Source organism: Streptomyces sp. NPDC039430 (assembly GCF_055639435.1).
In genome coordinates, this window is the sequence record NZ_JBVKAK010000016.1 from 107204 (window position 1) to 124714 (window position 17511).

14 protein-coding genes are annotated in these 17511 nt (G+C 70.3%); 5 read left to right on the top strand and 9 right to left on the bottom strand.

What is annotated here, in order from left to right; genetic code table 11:
• Nucleotides 1–22: 22 nt before the first annotated feature.
• The 3 genes from ACZ7LS_RS30240 to ACZ7LS_RS30250 all read left to right on the top strand — a co-directional run bounded on the left by ACZ7LS_RS30240 (nt 23) and on the right by ACZ7LS_RS30250 (nt 3241).
• The gene (locus tag ACZ7LS_RS30240) at nt 23–1219 is read left to right on the top strand and encodes a low temperature requirement protein A (RefSeq protein WP_385131615.1); all 1197 of its coding nucleotides are present in this window, start codon (nt 23–25) and stop codon (nt 1217–1219) included.
• Nucleotides 1216–2247, top strand: coding sequence for a P1 family peptidase (locus ACZ7LS_RS30245; protein ID WP_385131618.1), 1032 nt, complete (start codon nt 1216–1218; stop codon nt 2245–2247). The genes ACZ7LS_RS30240 and ACZ7LS_RS30245 overlap by 4 nt, the downstream gene beginning before the upstream one ends.
• A gap of 145 nt (nt 2248–2392) precedes the next feature.
• A complete protein-coding gene (locus ACZ7LS_RS30250) occupies nt 2393–3241 on the top strand; it encodes a DUF6227 family protein (RefSeq protein ID WP_129766924.1) in 849 nt (282 codons plus the stop codon).
• Nucleotides 3242–3322: 81 nt separating this feature from the next.
• Here ACZ7LS_RS30250 and ACZ7LS_RS30255 read toward each other — a convergent pair whose 3' ends face one another.
• The 5 genes from ACZ7LS_RS30255 to ACZ7LS_RS30275 all read right to left on the bottom strand — a co-directional run bounded on the left by ACZ7LS_RS30255 (nt 3323) and on the right by ACZ7LS_RS30275 (nt 10365).
• Entirely contained in the window at nt 3323–5455 is a 2133-nt protein-coding gene (locus ACZ7LS_RS30255) for a PTS fructose transporter subunit IIABC (protein ID WP_385131621.1), read from the bottom strand.
• Between the two features lie 115 nt (nt 5456–5570).
• The gene (gene pfkB / locus ACZ7LS_RS30260) at nt 5571–6518 is read right to left on the bottom strand and encodes a 1-phosphofructokinase (protein WP_385371093.1); all 948 of its coding nucleotides are present in this window, start codon (nt 6516–6518) and stop codon (nt 5571–5573) included.
• Nucleotides 6519–6529: 11 nt separating this feature from the next.
• Nucleotides 6530–7291, bottom strand: a complete 762-nt coding sequence (locus tag ACZ7LS_RS30265) for a DeoR/GlpR family DNA-binding transcription regulator (RefSeq protein WP_129766921.1) — start codon at nt 7289–7291, stop codon at nt 6530–6532.
• A 107-nt stretch (nt 7292–7398) separates the two neighbouring features.
• Nucleotides 7399–8703: a S1 family peptidase gene (locus tag ACZ7LS_RS30270; RefSeq protein ID WP_385131628.1), complete on the bottom strand. Its 1305-nt coding sequence runs from the start codon at nt 8701–8703 to the stop codon at nt 7399–7401.
• A gap of 207 nt (nt 8704–8910) precedes the next feature.
• Nucleotides 8911–10365, bottom strand: coding sequence for an MFS transporter (locus ACZ7LS_RS30275; RefSeq protein ID WP_385131677.1), 1455 nt, complete (start codon nt 10363–10365; stop codon nt 8911–8913).
• 336 nt (nt 10366–10701) lie between these two features.
• On the opposite strand from ACZ7LS_RS30275, the gene ACZ7LS_RS30280 reads away from it, so the two are divergent.
• Nucleotides 10702–11727, top strand: coding sequence for a helix-turn-helix transcriptional regulator (locus ACZ7LS_RS30280; protein WP_385131630.1), 1026 nt, complete (start codon nt 10702–10704; stop codon nt 11725–11727).
• Nucleotides 11728–11893: 166 nt separating this feature from the next.
• Here the strand turns inward: ACZ7LS_RS30280 and ACZ7LS_RS30285 are convergent, their stop codons facing one another.
• Together ACZ7LS_RS30285 and ACZ7LS_RS30290 are read right to left on the bottom strand one after the other, a co-directional pair.
• The gene (locus tag ACZ7LS_RS30285) at nt 11894–12889 is read right to left on the bottom strand and encodes a sigma-70 family RNA polymerase sigma factor (RefSeq protein ID WP_382522189.1); all 996 of its coding nucleotides are present in this window, start codon (nt 12887–12889) and stop codon (nt 11894–11896) included.
• Between the two features lie 358 nt (nt 12890–13247).
• Complete coding sequence (locus ACZ7LS_RS30290; RefSeq protein ID WP_382522192.1) at nt 13248–14030, bottom strand: dioxygenase family protein; 783 nt, start codon at nt 14028–14030, stop codon at nt 13248–13250.
• A 176-nt stretch (nt 14031–14206) separates the two neighbouring features.
• Between ACZ7LS_RS30290 and ACZ7LS_RS30295 the strand changes: the two genes are divergently transcribed.
• The gene (locus ACZ7LS_RS30295; protein WP_382873155.1) at nt 14207–14740 is read left to right on the top strand and encodes a MarR family winged helix-turn-helix transcriptional regulator; all 534 of its coding nucleotides are present in this window, start codon (nt 14207–14209) and stop codon (nt 14738–14740) included.
• 253 nt (nt 14741–14993) lie between these two features.
• On the opposite strand, the gene ACZ7LS_RS30300 is transcribed toward ACZ7LS_RS30295, so the two are convergent.
• Both ACZ7LS_RS30300 and ACZ7LS_RS30305 read right to left on the bottom strand, forming a co-directional pair.
• Nucleotides 14994–16529, bottom strand: a complete 1536-nt coding sequence (locus tag ACZ7LS_RS30300) for an MFS transporter (protein ID WP_382522195.1) — start codon at nt 16527–16529, stop codon at nt 14994–14996.
• A 308-nt stretch (nt 16530–16837) separates the two neighbouring features.
• Nucleotides 16838–17494, bottom strand: a complete 657-nt coding sequence (locus tag ACZ7LS_RS30305; RefSeq protein WP_382522198.1) for a TetR/AcrR family transcriptional regulator — start codon at nt 17492–17494, stop codon at nt 16838–16840.
• Nucleotides 17495–17511 lie beyond the last annotated feature (17 nt).

Sequence of the window (17511 nt, forward strand, 5' to 3'; positions counted from 1 at the left end):
GTACCTCTGCTGTGCTGGGCCCATGACGTCGACCGACGCGACAGGGCCTCTGCGCCGCATGACCGCTCGCAGCCGCGCCGAGGCGCACCGTGCCGCGACACCGCTGGAGCTCTTCTTCGACCTCTGCTTCGTCGTCGCGGTCGCCCAGGCCGGGGTGCGGCTGGTGCACGCGCTCGCCGAGGGGCATACGGCCACGGGCCTCATCGGCTACCTCTTCGTCTTCTGGGGCGTGTGGTGGGCCTGGATGAACTTCACCTGGTTCGCCTCGGCCTACGACTGCGACGACGTGCCGTACCGGATCGCGACCCTGGTGCAGATCTCCGGGGTGCTGATCTACGCCGCCGAGGTGCCGCGCGCTTTCGTCGACGACGACTGGACCATCACCGTCATCGGGTATCTGGTCATGCGGGTGGCGCTGACCGCGCAGTGGCTGCGGGCGGCCGTGTCCGAGGCGCCGGGGAGCCCCGCCCGGCGGACCGATCTGCGCTATGCGACCGGTCTGGTGCTCTGCCAGGCGGCCTGGGTGGCCTTGCTGGCCGCTCCCCACAGCCTGAAGCACTGGCTGTTCCTGATCGTGGTGGCGGCCGAGCTGCTGGTGCCGGTGATCGCGGAGTGGAGCCATCAGACGCCTTGGCATCCGCACCACATCGCCGAGCGTTATGGGCTGTTCACCCTGATCGTGCTGGGCGAGACGATGTCGGCCGCGACCATCGCCGTGCAGTCGGCGCTGGACGAGCACGATGTGCTCAGGGAGTTGCTGCCCATCGCGGCCGGCGGGATCCTCATCGTCTTCGCCGCCTGGTGGATCTATTTCGCGGTCCCCGCCCACGAGCGCCTGACCGGCAATCGACAGGCCATTCCGTGGGGCTACGGACACTTCGTGATCTTCGGATCCGCCGCGGCGATCGGCGCTGGAGTGGAGGTGGCCGTGGAACAAGCGGTCGGCAAGGCACATATCCCGACGACCGCCGCCTCCGCCGCTGTTACCGTCCCGGCCGCTCTCTTCCTGCTCACGGTCTGGCTGCTGCACGCGCGCCACTTCAAGACAGGTACGGCGCAGCAGATCGTCCTGCCGGTCTCGACGGCGGCGATCGTCGGATGTACGTTCCTCGGGGCATGGGCGGTCCTCGCGTCGGGGCTGGTGGCGGCGGCGACCGTGGCGGTGGGGGTGACGCTTGCCGGGCGCCCGGACTCCCGTGGTACGGATGGGGGTTCATGACATCGAATGACGCACTGACCGACGTGGCGGGCCTGCGGGTCGGGCACGCCCAGGTGGCGGGGGACCGGGCGCTGACCGGTACCACCGTCGTTCTCGCCCCGGAGGGCGGCGTGGTGGCCGCGGTGGACGTACGGGGCGGCGGGCCGGCCACCCGGGAGACCGATGCCCTCGATCCACGCAATATCGTCCAGCGCGTCGAGGCCGTGGTGCTGACGGGCGGCAGCGCGTTCGGGCTCGACTCGGCGTCCGGGGTGATGGCGTGGCTGGAGGAGCACGGGCGGGGCGTCCGGGTCGGTCCCGATCCGTCGCAGGTGGTGCCGGTCGTGCCTGCGGCCGGGGTCTTCGACCTGGGGCGCGGTGGCGACTGGCGGGTCCGTCCGGACGCGGCGACGGGCCGTGCGGCGGTGGAGGCGGCGGCCGGTACTGCGAGCGGGGCACCGGTCGCGGAGGGCGGTGTGGGCGCCGGGACGGGTGCTCTCGTCGGTCCGGTCAAGGGCGGGATCGGTACGGCGAGTCTGGTCCTGGAGTCCGGGATCACGGTGGCCGCCCTGGTCGTGGCCAACGCCGCGGGTTCCGCGATCGATCCGCTGACGGGCGTGCTGTACGGGCGCTACCTCGAAGGCCGTCCGGAGTACCCGGCGCCCGAGGTCCACGAGGCGGCCCAGCGGCGGCTGGCCGAGCTGCTTGAGCGGAACGGACCCCCGCCGCTCAACACCACGCTCGCCGTCGTCGCCACCGACGCCGAACTGTCCCGGGCACAGGCGCACAAGCTCGCGGGCACGGCGCACGACGGTATCGCGCGCGCCGTCCGTCCCGTGCATCTGCTCAATGACGGGGACACGGTTTTCGCCCTGGCGACGGGTCAACTCCCCCTGGCCGAGGGGGCACCGCTCGCGCTCAATGAGGTACTGGCGGCCGGAGCCGACGTCGTGACCAGGGCAATCGTCTCGGCCGTCGCGGCGGCGGAGAGCGTGGCGGGGCCTGGCGGGACGTTCCCCTCGTACCGCGAGCTGTACGGGCTCGACTGACCGGCGTAGTCGCCGAGTTGGCGGGGGCGCGCGGGAACTTCACGTACGCCCCCTTCGTTTTCTCAAACTTAGGACGCGATGTAAGCCCTAGGCACTACGTTATGCAATCACCAAGTGACATGTGGCGACGGCCTGGAGACCCATCTTGAACGATCCCTACGAGACAACCGAGACGCACCTCGAGCGACTCCTGGGTCGGGCACTCAACTCCTTCGACCTGCCGGACGCATTGGTCGAGCAACTCAGCCATGCGCTGGCGCACGCCAGCTCGCTGTGTTCCGCGCACCACAGTGCGGGGCTGCACCGCGAGACGTACCGACACACGTATCTGCTCATGAACGGCAGTGCGCTGAGTCTCTGGGAGCTGGTGCACAACACCGGCCGGGACGAAGCGCGGTCGCACGAGCTGTACGCGGAGGAGTCCGAGGCACAGCTCGCCGCGGCCCGTCTCTGCCGCCCCGGCAGCCCCGAGGCACCGCGGCTCTCCGACGACGGGTCAGCGGGCCCCGAGGCGGTGCGCGATCCCGACGGGCCGCCCATGGACGACGCGGCGGCGGGACTGCTCGCGGAGTTGGAGTCCGAGCGCACGGCCGAGATCGACGCGCATCTCGCGCTGCTCCGCGGTCTGCGCGCCATGCCCTCGACCCCGCTTCCGCGGCACCGGACGTACTCGCCGGACAACTCACCCGACCATGCGCGCCGGGTGCTGCGCCGGGCGGAGAACGCCGACCGGCCGGGAGAGGAGACGGCGCGGCTGCTGCGGACGGCGTTCGCGCACCACATCACACAGGTCTTCGGCAGACAGTGCCAGGTCGAGGGCAAGGACGCCGGGTTCATGCTCTATGAGCACGCGTTCCTGCTGATCGACGGCAACGAGACAAGCCTGTGGGAGGTGGAGCACACGGCGACCCCGGACGGCCGTCATATGTGCGAGGTATACGAGACGGAAGACCTCGCGCGCGAAGCCATGGAGCTCCGCGCGCAGGTGAGATGACGTGAGGTGAGGGCGGGAAGAAAGCGGGGTGGGTCGTACGGCCGTCAGGGGTGGACGGCCGTACGACCACGAGGATCCGGCTCAGGCGGCCACCGGTATCTTGGCGTCCGCCCCGGCCTCCCCGTCACCGGTGACGCCGCCGCCGGTGCTTCCGGCCTCCGCCTGGTCAGGACGGCCCGTCTTGCGGGCTCCCTTGAGGAGGATGACCAGCCCCGTGCTCACCGCCGTACCCGCCGCGATCGCGATCAGGTAGAGGAACGGGTTGCCGATCAGCGGGATCACGAAGATGCCACCGTGCGGGGCCCGCAGCGTGCACTCGAAGAGCATCGACAGCGCGCCGGTGACCGCGCCGCCCGCCATCGCGGACGGGATCACCCGCAGCGGATCGGCGGCCGCGAAGGGGATCGCTCCCTCGGTGATGAAGGAGGCGCCGAGCACCCAGGCGGCCTTGCCGTTCTCCCGTTCGGTACGGGTGAACAGCCTGCCGCGTACGGTCGTGGCCAGCGCCATGGCGAGCGGCGGGACCATGCCGGCGGCCATCACGGCGGCCATGACCTTGAGGCTGCCCTCGTTGGGGTTGGCGAGACCGCCGACCGCGAAGGCATACGCGACCTTGTTCAGCGGGCCGCCCAGGTCGAAGCACATCATCAGACCGAGGATGACGCCGAGGATGATCGCGTTGGCGCCGGAGAGACCGGACAGCCAGTCGGTCAGCGCCTTCTGGAGCGAGGCGATGGGCTTGCCGACCACCAGGAACATCAGGAAGCCGACGATCGCGGAGGAGATCAGGGGGATCACGACGACCGGCATGATGCCGCGCAGCGGGGCGGGGACCCTCAGTTTCTGTATGGCCATCACCGTGCCGCCGGCGATCAGACCGGCGGCCAGGCCGCCCAGGAAGCCCGCGTTGATGGTGAGGGCGATGGAGCCGCCGACGAAGCCGGGCACCAGACCGGGGCGGTCGGCCATCCCGTACGCGATATAGCCCGCGAGGACCGGCACCAGGAAGCTGAACGCCAGGCCGCCGATCTGGAACAGCAGGGCGGCCCAGCTGGTGTGGTCCGTCCAGATGAAGTGCTCGGCCACGGAGGGGGCCTTGTTGATGGTGTAGCCGCCGATGGCGAAGCCGAGGGCGATGAGAAGCCCGCCCGCGGCCACGAACGGAACCATGTAACTGACTCCGGACATCAGCCACTTACGCAGCTTGGTGCCGTAGCCCTCGCCCGGTGCGCCCGCGTTGTCCACGGGTGAGGCGTGGTCGCCCGCCGTACCGGTGATCTCGCCGCGTGCCGCCTTGCCCCGTACCTCGGCGATCAGCTCGGCGGGCCGGTTGATGCCCGCCTTGACGCCGACGTCGACGGTGGGCTTCCCGGCGAACCGGCCCTTCTCCCGTACCGGCACGTCGTGGGCGAAGATCACGGCGTCGGCGGCGGCGATGACGGCGGGGTCGAGCCGGTTGAACCCGGCGGATCCCTGCGGCTCGACGACCACCTCGACGCCTGCCCGCTGCCCGGCCTGTTCCAGCGCTTCGGCGGCCATGTAGGTGTGCGCGATGCCCGTGGGGCAGGAGGTGACAGCGACGATCCGGAAGACGTGGTCGGCGGGGTTCTTCGGCTTCTTCGGCTCCTCTGCCGCCGGGGGCGCGGCGGGCTCAGGCTGCGACTCAGGGCCCGGCTCGGGCTGCCGCTCGGGGTCGGTCCGAGACTCGGGGCCCGACTCGGACTGCGGCTCAAGGCGCGGCTCGGGCTGCGGCTCGGGCTCGGGCGGCGGGGCGTCTTCGCCGCGGACCAGCGACGCCGCCGCGGTCGGGTCCGTCGCCGTACGGAGAGCCGTCGTGAAGTCCTCGTTCATCAGACGCCGGGCCAGCGCGGAGAGAATCGTCAGATGGGCGTCGTCAGCACCGGCCGGGGCCGCGATCAGGAAGATCAGATCCGCCGGACCGTCCGGGGCCCCGAAGTCGATGCCCCGCGCCGAGCGGCCGAAGGCCAGCGTGGGTTCGCTGACGTGGGCGCTGCGGCAGTGCGGGATGCCGATACCGCCGTCGAGCCCGGTCGGCATCTGAGCCTCGCGCGCGGCCACATCGGCCAGGAAGCCGTCCAGGTCGGTGACCCGGCCCAGGGTCACCATCCGTTCGGCCAGCGAGCGGGCCGCGGCTTCCTTCGTCTCGGCGGCCAGGTCGAGGTCGACCAGGTCCGCGGTGATCATGTCGCTCATCGCGGGCTCCTTCGCTTACTTATCGCGCGGGTCAGGTGAGGGGCAGAGGCAGAGGAAAAGGGAGAGGCAGAGGGAGAGGCAGGGGAAGCGGGGTGCCGTGAGGCAGGGGACGGGCTCATGAGGCGGGCTCCGTGAGAGGACGGTCCAGCGGGACGTCGGCGGTCACCGTGACCGCCGACGGGTCCAGATCCGCGGGCGACGGCATCACGCTGCCCGGCAGCTGCACCGCCGCCGCGCCGTGCGCGACGGCGGACGCGAGGGCCTCGGGGCCTTCGCCGCCCGCCGCCAGGAACCCGGCGAGTGAGGCGTCGCCCGCACCGACGTTACTGCGGACCGTGGTGACGGCCGCGTAGCCGAAGTACGTCCCCGCGCCCGAGACCAGTAGCTGGCCGTCGGCGCCGAGGCTGGCGAGTACGGACCCGGCGCCGTACGTCCGCAGTTCCTCCGCGGCCTTCACCGCGTCGCCCACCGTCGCGAGGGGGCGCCCGACGGCCTGGGCCAGCTCTTCGGCGTTCGGCTTCACGACGTCCGGCCGTTCCAGGAGCGCGGCCAGCAGCGAGGGGCCCGAGGTGTCGAGCGCGATCCTGGCCCCGGCGCGGTGCGCGCGGGCGACCAGCTCGGCGTACCACTCCGGCGCCAGGCCGCGCGGCAGACTGCCGCAGCAGGCGATCCAGGTGGCCGCGCCCGCGTGCGTACGGATCGTGGAGAGCAGCGACTCGGACTCGACGGCGGTCAGTTCCGGACCCGGCGCGTTGATCTTCGTCAGGGTGCCGTCCGGCTCGGCGAGCGCGATGTTGGAGCGGGTCGCGCCCGCGACCGGCACCGGCGCGACCTCGATGCCCTGCTCCGCGAGCAGTTCGGCGACAAGCGCGCCGGGCGCGCCGCCGAGCGGCAGTACGGCGACCGTGCGCCGGCCCGCCGCGGCGACGGCCCGCGAGACATTGACCCCTTTGCCGCCGGGGTCCATGCGCTCGGCCGTGGCCCGCAGCACCTCGCCTCGGTCGAGGGCCGGGACCTCGTACGTACGGTCCAGGCTCGGGTTCGGGGTGACGGTGAGAATCATGCGGCGCGCTCCTAGACGCACAGCACTTCGGTGCCCGCGGCCTCTACCGCCGCGGCGTCCGAAGGGCTGAGCCCGCTGTCGGTGATGAGCAGGTCGACATCGGCGAGAGCGCCGAAGCGGGCGAAGTGTTCCTGGCCGTGCTTGGCGGAGTCGGCGAGCAGCACCACCCGCCGGGCGGCGCCGACGAGCGCGCGCTTGACCGCGGCTTCGGCGAGGTCCGGGGTGGTGAGACCGCCCTCCGGCGAGAACCCGTTCGTGCCGAGGAAGACGACATCGGCGCGGATTTCGCCGTACGCGCGCAGGGCCCAGGCGTCGACGGCGGCGCGCGTACGGTGCCGCACCCTGCCCCCGACCAGATGGAGATCGATGCCCGGGTGATCAGCGAGGCGGGCGGCGACGGGCAGCGCGTGCGTGACGACGGTGAGCCCGCACTCCAGCGGCAGCGCCGCCGCGAGCCGCGCCACGGTCGAACCGGCGTCCAGGATCACGCTGCCGTCCTCCGGCAGCTCGGCGAGCGCCGCGTGCGCGATACGGTCCTTCTCATCGGCGGCGGTGGACTCGCGCTCCGCGAGGTCGGGCTCGAAGTCGAGCCGCCCGGCCGGTATGGCCCCACCGTGCACACGCCGTACGAGCCCGGCCCTGTCCAGGGCCTTGAGGTCACGCCGTACGGTCTCGGCGGTGACCTGGAACTCCTCGGCCAGCGACAGCACATCGACGCGGCCGCCCTCGCGGGCGAGGCGCAGGATCTCCTGCTGGCGCTCCGGTGCGTACATGTGGTTTTACGTCCGTTCCGTGCCCGAACCTGTGGTTTCGGCGACACGCTACGCCCAGATTTCCAGAAAGTAAACAGATCCGGGCACGGTACGGACAGGGTCGGGCGTCAGCCGTTCTCGACGGTGCCGTCGCCGTAGCCAGCGGTGCCCTCGCCGTAGCCGACGATTCCCTCGCCATGTCCGGCGGCTCCCCCGCCGCCGTCGTTCCCGGCAGCGCCGCCGCCCTCGTCGTTCCCGGCGGCGCCGCCGCCATCGTTCCCTGCGGCCTCGCCGCCGCCGTCGTTCCCCGCGGCACCGTCGCCTATCTGCGCGCCGACCGCGGCCAGCGCTGTGGTCACGGGCTGGAAGAACGTCTCGCCGCCGACGGTGCAGTCGCCGCTGCCACCGGAGGTCAGGCCGATGGCGCTGCCGTCAGCGGTGAAGAGGGGGCCGCCGCTGTCGCCCGGCTCCGCGCAGACGTCGGTCTGGATCAGGCCGGTGACCGTACCCTCCGCGTAGTTGACGGTGGCGTCCAGGCCGGTGACCGAGCCGTCGCTCAGCCCTGTGGTGCTGCCCATGCGGATCACCTCCTGGCCCACCGTGGCCTCGGCGGCCCCGGTGATCTCCACGATCTGTCCGTCGCCCGTGTCGACCGTGCTGGGGGCCTCGGTGGCGGCGTCGTCGTAGCCGACGAACGCGAAGTCGCCGTCGCCCGGGAAGGTCGCCTGCCGCACGGTGCCCACCGGCGCCCCGCCCGCGGCGTCCGACCACTCGTCGGCGGCGACTCCGCAGTGACCGGCGGTGAGGAAGCCGGGCGCGCCGTCCGCGTCGATGACGTTGAAGCCGAGCGAACAGCGCGCGCCGCCACCGAAGATGGCGTCACCACCCGCGGCCACGGTCTTGAACTCGCCCGCCGACTTCTTGATACGGGCCGTGTCGGCGCCGAGCGCCCGAACCGTGGACTGGATGCGGTCCCACTTGTCGCCGGTGACGGTGCGGTCCGCCGTGACCTGGATCTGGTTGGTCCTCGGATCGACGGCCCACGCGGTGCCCGGGATGGTGGCCTGCTGCCGCAACGTCGTCGCGGCGGACTTCAGTCGGGCCGTGCTGTTCTTGACGCTCCGCACCACGGCTCCGGCCCTGGCGGCCTCGGCACGCGCGTCGTTGTCGTCGCCGACGATATTGACGGTGACCTGCTGCCTGTCCTTGTCGTAGTAGGCACCGGCGAAGGCAGGGCCCAGTCGTACGGCGATCCGTGAGGCGAGGTCGCCCGCGGACGAGGCACTCAGTGTTTTGGGCGCGGGAGCCGGGGCGGCGTCGGATCCGTCCTGCGAGGCATTGGCCTGGGGCAGCAGAATCGCGGCAGCCACCACGGCGGCGGCACCGCCCCCGGCGAAGGCGATCTTCCGCTTGGGTATGCGTTTGTGGCTCAACTCGTGACCTCCTGTGGGGGACGGAGTCCGCTCGTCGGCAGCAGACGAAACGCGCTACGCGCTACGGGCCTTCATACGCAGGAGATCTGAGTTGTGTTCAGCCGGGGTGTTGAGCTGGAGCGTTGGGCTGGAGTGTTGGGCTGGAGTGTTGGGCCGAGGATGTCGAGCCGGGATGTCGAGCCGGGCGTTCGGCCCAGTCCTCAGCTGTCAGGAAGCGGCCTCCGAAGTGGCCCCCACCGCCGACTCCTCCACATGCTGCTTCGGCCGCGCCGGCAGCGCGAACATCATCCCGAAGATCATCACAAGCACCGCGACCACCCACCACATCGCGTGCTGGAATCCGTCCACGAAGGCCGTACCGAGCGCCCCGGGGCCGGCCACCGAGGAGCCGGCCGGCGAGGAGTCACCGACGCGGTCGTCGACCACACCGAAGAACACCACCGACACCAACCCGAGCCCGAGCGCGCTGCCCATCTGCTGCGTAGTGCTGATCAGACCCGACGCCGAGCCCGCGTGCTCGCGCGGCACCCCGGACAGCACCGCGTCCGTCAGAGGCGCGACGATCAGTCCCATGCCGAGCCCCATCACGGTCAGCGGCAGCGCCATCTGCCAGGCGTGGATGTCCGTTCCGTACCGCCCGGCTTCCCAGATGTAGACGAGCAGCCCCGTGGCCATCGTCAGAGCGCCGGTCTGGAGAACCTTCCGGCCGAAGCGTGGCACCAGTTTCTGTACGGACAGCCCCGCCGCGACCGAGACCGCGACCGAGAACGGCACTCCCGTGAGCCCCGCCCGCAGGGGGCTCCAGCCGAGGCCGATCTGCATATAGAGCGTCCAGACCAGGAAGAAGATGCCCAGAGCGATCCCGAAGGTCAGCTGCACGGCGATGCCCGCCGCGAAGCTCTTCACCCGGAGCAGCGACAACTCGACGAGCGGCGAACCGTCCTTGCGCGTCTTCCTCTTCTCGTACGCCACGAAGGCCGCGAACACCAGCACGCTGCCCGCCACGCACAGATGGCCCCACAGCGGCCAGCCCAGCTCGCGCCCGCGCGTGAGGGGGTAGATCAGCATCAGCAGGGCGACGGTCACCAGCACCATGCCGACGAGGTCCAGCCGGAGCGCCTTGGGCGCCTTGGACTCGGTGATGAACTTCCGGCCGAGCAGTACGCCCGCGATCCCGACCGGCAGATTGATCAGGAAGATCGGCCGCCACTCCAGCCCCGCGATGTTCCACTGCGTCAGCAGCGCGCCGAGCAGCGGTCCCGAGACGGCGCCGAGACCGACGATCGCGCCGAACATCCCGAAGACCTTGCCGCGTTCGTGCGCGGGGAAGGTGACATGGATGATCGCGAGCACCTGCGGCACCATCATCGCCGCCATCGCACCCTGGAGCAGCCGTGAGCCGGCCAGTATCTCCGGGGTCGCGGCGAATCCGCAGAGCGCGGAGGCGATCGTGAAGCCGCTGATACCGATCAGGAAGAGGCGCTTGCGGCCGTATATGTCACCGAGCCGACCACCTGTGATCAGTCCGGCGGCGAAGGCGAGAGCGTATCCGGCGGTGATCCACTGGATGGCCCCAAAAGAGGCACCCAGATCCCGCTCGATGCTCGGGATGGCGATATTGACGATCGTGACGTCGACCAGGTCCATGAACGCGGCGGTCATGACGACGGCCAGGGCCAGCCAGCGACGACGGTCGCCGGGCGCCGAGACCGTGCCGCCGCCCGTGCCGCCGCCTGCGGCCGGGCCGCTGTCCGGAGCGCCAGGACGGGACTCGGGTGCCTTGTCCAGAACAGCCACGGGCGTCAGGGGAGGAAGGGAAGAAGAAGTCGAAGAAGACTGAGATAGCTGAGCTGATCGAGACGGCGCAGCTGGCGGAGAAGGCTGAGCCGGCGGAGAAGGCGGAGAAGGCGGAGAAGAAGCGGGCGAAGAACTCATGCGGGAGAAGCTAGAGACCTTCTAGGCCAGCCCATGTCCTAGATGGCGCGCACCATGGATCCCATGACCGACACCCCGGCACGGCTCCTCAGTCTGCTCTCCCTCCTCCAGACTCCGCGCGAGTGGCCGGGCAGTGAGCTGGCCGAGCGGCTCGCCGTCAGCCCGCGCACCATCCGCCGCGACATCGACCGGCTGCGCGCCCTCGGCTACCCCGTCGAGGCCACCATGGGCGCGGTGGGCGGCTACCGGCTGGTCGCCGGCACCGCCATGCCACCGCTGCTCCTGGACGACGAGGAGGCCGTCGCCATCGCCGTCGGACTCCGCGCCGGGGCGGGCCATGCCATCGAGGGCGTCGAGGAGGCCTCCGTACGGGCCCTCGCCAAGCTGGAGCAGGTGCTGCCCTCCCGGCTGCGGCACCGCGTCTCCACACTTCAGGCCGCGACGATCCCGCTCACCCGGGGCGACGGCGCCACCATCGATCCGCGCACCCTGACGGTGATGGCCTCGGCGGTCACCGGCACCGAGCGGCTGCGGTTCGGCTACCGCTCGGGCGACGGTACGGAGACGAAGCGCCAGGTCGAGCCGTACCGCCTCGTCTCCACCGGCCGGCGCTGGTACCTCGTGGCGTACGACCTCGGGCGCGAGGACTGGCGTACGTTCCGGGTCGACCGGGTCAGCGAGCCCTTCCCCACCGGCGCGCGATTCCGCCCGCGCGAGCTGCCGGCCGGGGACGCGGCCAAGTTCCTGAGCCGGTCGATGTCCCGGATGCAGCCGGCGATGGAGGTCGATGTGACGTTCCTGGCGCCCGCGCTCTTCGTGGCGGCGCGGCTCCCGGCCCATCTCGGCACGCCCGAAGCCACCGGCCCCGACTCCTGTCGCCTGCGCACCTCGGTGAACGACTCGATGGAGTGGCTGGCGCTCCGGCTGGCGCTGTTGGACTGCGAGTTCACGGTGCACCGGCCGGACCGGCTGACGGACTACCTACGGGAACTGGGGGCGAGGATCACCCGGGCGACTGCCCCGACTGCCCCAGCCGCCCCGACTGCCCCAGCCGCCCCAGCGGCCCCCGGACAGGCTGGACAGAGATGAGCCCAGAGATGAGCACAGACATGAACCCCGTGGACAGAGGTGAGCCCCGGCACCTGGGGGGGGTTGGTGCCGGGGCTCGCTCTCGGGGGCCGACGCATCGGCCCGTACGTACCGCTCGGAGAGACAGTACGAGTAAGGGGGACACTACGGCTACAGGACGGCGACGTCACGCCGCCGCGTCGAAACCTGTGTCACGAGCCATCTTTTTCAGCTCCATCAGCGCGTGCTTCTCGATCTGCCGTATCCGCTCGCGGGTCAGGCCGTGCTGCTTGCCCACCTCGGTGAGCGTACGCTCGCGGCCGTCCTCGATGCCGTACCGCATCCTGATGATCGAGGCCGTGCGCTGGTCGAGCTTGCCGATCAGGTCCTCCAGCTCCTCACTGCGGAGCAGCGTCAGCACGGACTGTTCGGGCGATACCGCGGAGGTGTCCTCCAGCAGATCACCGAACTGCGTGTCCCCGTCGTCGTCCACCGACATGTTCAGACTGACCGGGTCACGCGCCCAGTCCAGTACGTCGTTGATCCGCGCCGGGTTCGACCCCAGCTCAGCGGCGACCTCTTCGGGCTCCGGATCCCGTCCGTTCTCACGGTTGAACTCCCGCTGAACGCGCCGGATCCTGCCCAGCTCCTCCACCAGATGGACCGGCAGCCGGATCGTCCGGGACTGGTCCGCTATGGAACGCGTGATGGCCTGGCGGATCCACCACGTCGCGTACGTGGAGAACTTGAAGCCCTTGGCGTAGTCGAACTTCTCCACGGCACGCACCAGGCCGGCGTTGCCCTCCTGGATCAGATCCAGCAGGGGCAGACCGCTGCGCGGGTAACGCCGCGCCACGGCGACCACCAGGCGGAGGTTCGAGCGGATGAAGACGTCCTTCGCACGCTCACCCGCGGCGACCAGCGCCTCAAGCTCTTCGTGCGAAGCGCCACCCGCTTCGCTCTTCACCTCGCCGCCGAGGATCTGCCGGGCGTAGACTCCGGCCTCGATGGTCTGGGACAGCTCGACTTCCTTTTCGGCGTCGAGCAGCGGCGTACGCGCGATCTCGTCGAGGTACATGCCGACCAGGTCGCGGTCGGCGATCTCCCCGCCTACAGCGCGAACACTGCTTGCCGCTTTCGTCCCGCCAGAGGCGGTACGACGGGCGACGGCACGGGTTGCCATGCGAGCTCCCTTACTGAACTGAGTAGGTCGCGACACCCTTGCGGGTGCCCTGCATCCGAAGGAAACAACGACTGGAATCCGGACAGAATTCCCATGCCGTACATGGATTTTGTGATCATGCAGTACCCTGTGCCGCCGCGACGGCCCCGCCGGTGCCGCGAGAAGCGCCGGAAGCGCTGGTCAGAGCAGGGGTGCGGGCCAGGATCCGGACCCGTCCCCGGTCATCGCGCATCCCCCTGCGGATCCCGGTAACACCACATTCCTGAAGACGGCTCGCGCCCGCCTTTGGTTGCTCAGCGGGCTCGGGGCAGCGGGCTCGGGGCAGCGGACTCCGGGCACCGGGCAGCGCCACCTACTGTCAGCCGAACTGCACCGACCTCTTCGCCAGGCCCATCCAGAAGCCGTCGATCACGCTCCGGCAGCTCTCCAGCTCGCCCTCCGACGCACCCAGCGTCACGAAAAGTGGCGCGAAGTGCTCAGTACGAGGGTGGGCCAGCCGGCCGGCCGGGGCCTTGTGCTCGAAGTCGAGCAGGGCGTCGACGTCCCGTGCCCGCAGCGCCCGTGTACCCCAGTCGTCGAACTCCGCCGACCAGCCGGGCACCCCGCCGCCCGCGTGCCGCAGGGCGGCCAGGTTGTGGGTGAAGAAGCCACTGCCGACGATCAGTACGCCCTCATCCCGCAGCGGCGCGAGCTTGCGCCCGATCTCCAGCAGCTTCCGTGGGTCGAGCGTGGGCATGGAGACCTGGAGCACGGGAATGTCGGCCTCGGGGAACATCTCCACCAGAGGCACATACGCGCCGTGATCGAGTCCCCGGTCCGGCACGTCCTGCACCGGCGTCCCCGCGCCGCGCAGCAGCTTCCGTACGGAGTCGGCCAGCTCGGGCGCCCCGGGCGCCGCGTACCGCACCGCGTAGTAGTGCTCGGGAAATCCCCAGAAGTCGTACACCAGCGGCACGGTCCCGGTCGCGCCGAGCGCGAGCGGCGCCTCTTCCCAGTGCGCGGAGACGATCAGGATCGCCTTGGGGCGGGGCAGCGTGGCGGACCAGGCGGCCAGCTCGCCGGGCCAGACCGGGTCATCGGCCAGCGGCGGGGCCCCATGGGAGAGGTAGAGGGCGGGCATGCGCTCGGCGACGGCGTTCATGGCGACTCCCGGTCTGTTGGCCTGCCCCGGTCCGTGGATCCCTCTGTGGATCCCACTGTGGATCTCTCCATGGATGTCTCTGTTCACGGATCCAGCTGCTTCGACTTCTACTTGAACTATCAAGCATTCGCCGACAATCCTAACCACACCTAGTTTAACTTTCAAGAATGGGTAGAGTGGAACACATGACCATGGCATCCACCGGCAACGACGCCGGTACGGGCGAGGAGCCTCGCTGGCTCAGCGACGACGAGCAGCGCGTCTGGCAGGCGTATCTCCAGGCCACCACGCTGTTGGAGGACCATCTCGACCGCCAGCTCCAGCGTGACGCCGGGATGCCGCACATCTACTACGCCCTGCTCGTGCATCTCGGGCGCGCTCCGCGGCGCCGGATGCGGATGACCCAGCTGGCCAAGGACGCCAAGATCACCAGGTCACGGCTGTCGCACGCGATCGCGCGGCTGGAGCAGCACGGCTGGGTGCAGCGCGAGGACTGTCCCTCCGACAAGCGCGGACAGAACGCGTTCCTGACGGATCTGGGAAACGAAGTCCTGGAGAAGTCGGCGCCGGGCCATGTCGCCGCCGTACGCCAGGCGATCTTCGACCGGCTCAGCCCCGAGCAGGTCGGACAGCTCGGCGAGATCATGCGGGTGATGGCGGAAGGGCTCCAGCCGGAGGGTACGGGCGCGGACCTGCCCTGGCGCCGCTGACGCACGAGGTACGACACGAGGTACGGCACGAGATACGGCACGAGATACGGCACGCGGTGCGTCGCGTAGTACGTCACCCGCGGCACGTGACCCGTAGTACGTCGCCCGTAGTACGTGACCCGTAGTACGTCACGACGCCCCACGGGTACGAGGTACGAATCCGCCCCGGTACCACCGCTGAATCGCGGCGGCACCGGGGCGGTTCCTTACGTACTCCCCGGGCAGTTCCGTACGTGCCGTAGGGCAGCGACCGTCAGTGCATCGCCACCGGCATCTTGATCTCGTCCTCCACGCCCTCGGCACCCGAGGCGACCGGCGAAGTGCCGGGACGGCCCGTGTTGATGAGGGTGACGGCGATCGCCGCGGCGACCAGCAGGATGCCGACCGCCCACCAGATCGCGCTGGAGAAGCCGGCCACCAGGGCCTGGAGCTCCAGCAGCTGCGCGTTGGTGGAAGTCGCCGCGTGGGAGGCGACGTACGCGGTCGTGGCCGAGGCCGCGATCGTGTTCAGCAGCGCCGTACCGATCGCGCCGCCCACCTGCTGCGAGGTGTTCACCATCGCCGAGGCGACACCCGCGTCACGCGGCTCGATGCCGTGCGTGGCGAGCGCCATGGCCGGCATGAACGCCGTACCCATACCGAGGCCGAGCAGCAGCTCCGCCGGCAGGATCAGGCCGGTGTACGAGGAGCCGATCTCCAGCTGGGTCAGCAGGAGCATGCCGACGGAGGCGACCAGGAAGCCGGGGCCCATCAGATAGCGGGGCGCCACCCGGGTCATCAGGCGGGCACCGATCTGCGTCGAGCCCGTGATCATGCCCACGATCATCGGCATGAAGGCGAAGCCCGTCTTGACCGGCGAGTACCCCTCGACGACCTGGAGGTAGTACGTCAGGAAGAGGAACAGACCGAACATGCCGATGATGGCGAGGCCCAGCGAGAGGTAGACACCGGCGCGGTTGCGGTTGGTCACGACGCGCAGCGGCAGCAGCGGGGCCTTCACTCTCGACTCGACGGCCACGAACGTCGCCAGCAGGACCGCGGCGGCGACGAAGAGCGAGATCGTCGTCGCGTCGCCCCAGCCGTCGGACTCGGCGCGGGTGAAGCCGTACACCAGCGAGACCAGGCCCAGCGTGGAGAGCACGACGCCGGGGATGTCCAGCGCGGAGCGGTTGCGTCCGCCCGCGGGCTCGCGGATCACGAAGTACGCGCCCAGGGCGGCCACGATCGCGAACGGGATGTTGACGAAGAAAGTCCAGCGCCAGTCCAGGTACTCGGTGAGGAATCCACCGAGGATCAGACCGACGGCGCCACCGCCACCGGCGATCGCTCCGAAGATGCCGAAGGCCTTGGCCCGCTCCTTGGCGTCGGTGAAGGTCACGGCGAGCAGCGACAGAGCGGCGGGCGCGAGCAGCGCGCCGAACACACCCTGGAGCGCGCGGGCGCCGAGCAGCAGCCCCTCGCTGTTGGCCGCGCCACCGATGGCGGACGCGGCGGCGAAGCCGATGAGGCCGGTGACGAAGGTGCGCTTACGGCCCCACAGGTCGGCGATGCGTCCGCCGAAGAGGAGCAGACCGCCGAAGGCGAGGGCGTAGGCCGTGATGACCCACTGCTTGTTGCCGTCCGATATCCCCAGGTCCTGCTGGGCGGAGGGCAGCGCGATGTTCACGATCGTCGCGTCGAGCACGACCATCAGCTGCGCGAGGGCGATGAACACCAGCGCTTTCCAGCGGCTGGGATCGGCGGCCGTGGTCCCTGGATCGGGGAGCCGCGTTTCGGCTGTTTTTGACATGGAGGTATCCACCTAAGGGTGCGTAAAGGCGAAAACGTACGTAAGTGCATGCGACGCTGCGTGACTTACGAAGTCATCGAGTCATGGAGTCATGGAGTCGACGGAGTCTCTGGTGCGGCCGCTGGAGAGCGGGCCACTGGCCGCGGGCACGGTTACGGACATGCGCCGGCGGACCTCTGAACTCAGCGGGACCGCTGGGGCTTGCCGGAACTGCCGGAGCCGCCTCGGCCACGGGATGGGCTACTGGGACTGTGGGGGCCTGGCCGCCGGGTGCGCGGGCCTGGCCGGTGCGTTGGTTCAAGGGCGCGTCACGGAGCGGCGCAGCGCAGATCCTCCAGAGTCGCGGCCGAGCCGGCGAGTTCGGACCTGGCGGGTGCTTCCAGGCCATCGAGGAACAGCTGGATATGACGGTGGGTGAACCGGTCCATATCCAGACAGCCGGTGCCGGGCAAGGGGCGGGTGAGCTGGGACAGCGCGACCATCAGATCGCCGACGGCGACATCCGTACGCAACCGCCCGGCCTGACGTGCCCGTTCCATGAGCCCCTCGACGACCGTCTCCAGACGCACACGCTGGGCGTCCAGATCGGGACGTTCACTGTCGAACGCGGCGGACAGCATCGGACAGAGCGCCCCGACTCGTTCGTCGGCCGCCGCATGCACGAAGCGGCGCAATGCGTTGAACGGGTCGGGCTCCTCCGCGGCGATACGGTCCGCCTGGTCGGCGACACTCTCCATGACGGAGCGCACTACCGCGTGAACGAGGGCGTACCGGTCGGCGAAGTGCCGGTAGAGCGTGGCATTGCCGATGCCGGCACGACGGGCGATCTCGTCGAGCGGGGCGTCGGCCCCGTACTCCACGAACATCTCACGGGCCGCCGCCACGATCCGCTCCCGGTTGCGCAGAGCGTCCGCGCGCGGACGGGGTGCTCGGCGCGCTGGGGTTTCAGCTGCGGTGGCGGTCACGTCGGACCCTTCCCTCG

Coding starts and splice junctions, on each gene's coding strand:
- ACZ7LS_RS30240 (WP_385131615.1), top strand. CDS start 23: ATGACGTCGACCGACGCGACAGGGCCTCTGCGCCGCATGACCGCTCGC.
- ACZ7LS_RS30245 (WP_385131618.1), top strand. CDS start 1,216: ATGACATCGAATGACGCACTGACCGACGTGGCGGGCCTGCGGGTCGGG.
- ACZ7LS_RS30255 (WP_385131621.1), bottom strand. CDS start 5,455: ATGAGCGACATGATCACCGCGGACCTGGTCGACCTCGACCTGGCCGCC.
- pfkB (WP_385371093.1), bottom strand. CDS start 6,518: ATGATTCTCACCGTCACCCCGAACCCGAGCCTGGACCGTACGTACGAG.
- ACZ7LS_RS30265 (WP_129766921.1), bottom strand. CDS start 7,291: ATGTACGCACCGGAGCGCCAGCAGGAGATCCTGCGCCTCGCCCGCGAG.
- ACZ7LS_RS30275 (WP_385131677.1), bottom strand. CDS start 10,365: ATGACCGCCGCGTTCATGGACCTGGTCGACGTCACGATCGTCAATATC.
- ACZ7LS_RS30280 (WP_385131630.1), top strand. CDS start 10,702: ATGACCGACACCCCGGCACGGCTCCTCAGTCTGCTCTCCCTCCTCCAG.
- ACZ7LS_RS30285 (WP_382522189.1), bottom strand. CDS start 12,889: ATGGCAACCCGTGCCGTCGCCCGTCGTACCGCCTCTGGCGGGACGAAA.
- ACZ7LS_RS30290 (WP_382522192.1), bottom strand. CDS start 14,030: ATGAACGCCGTCGCCGAGCGCATGCCCGCCCTCTACCTCTCCCATGGG.
- ACZ7LS_RS30300 (WP_382522195.1), bottom strand. CDS start 16,529: ATGTCAAAAACAGCCGAAACGCGGCTCCCCGATCCAGGGACCACGGCC.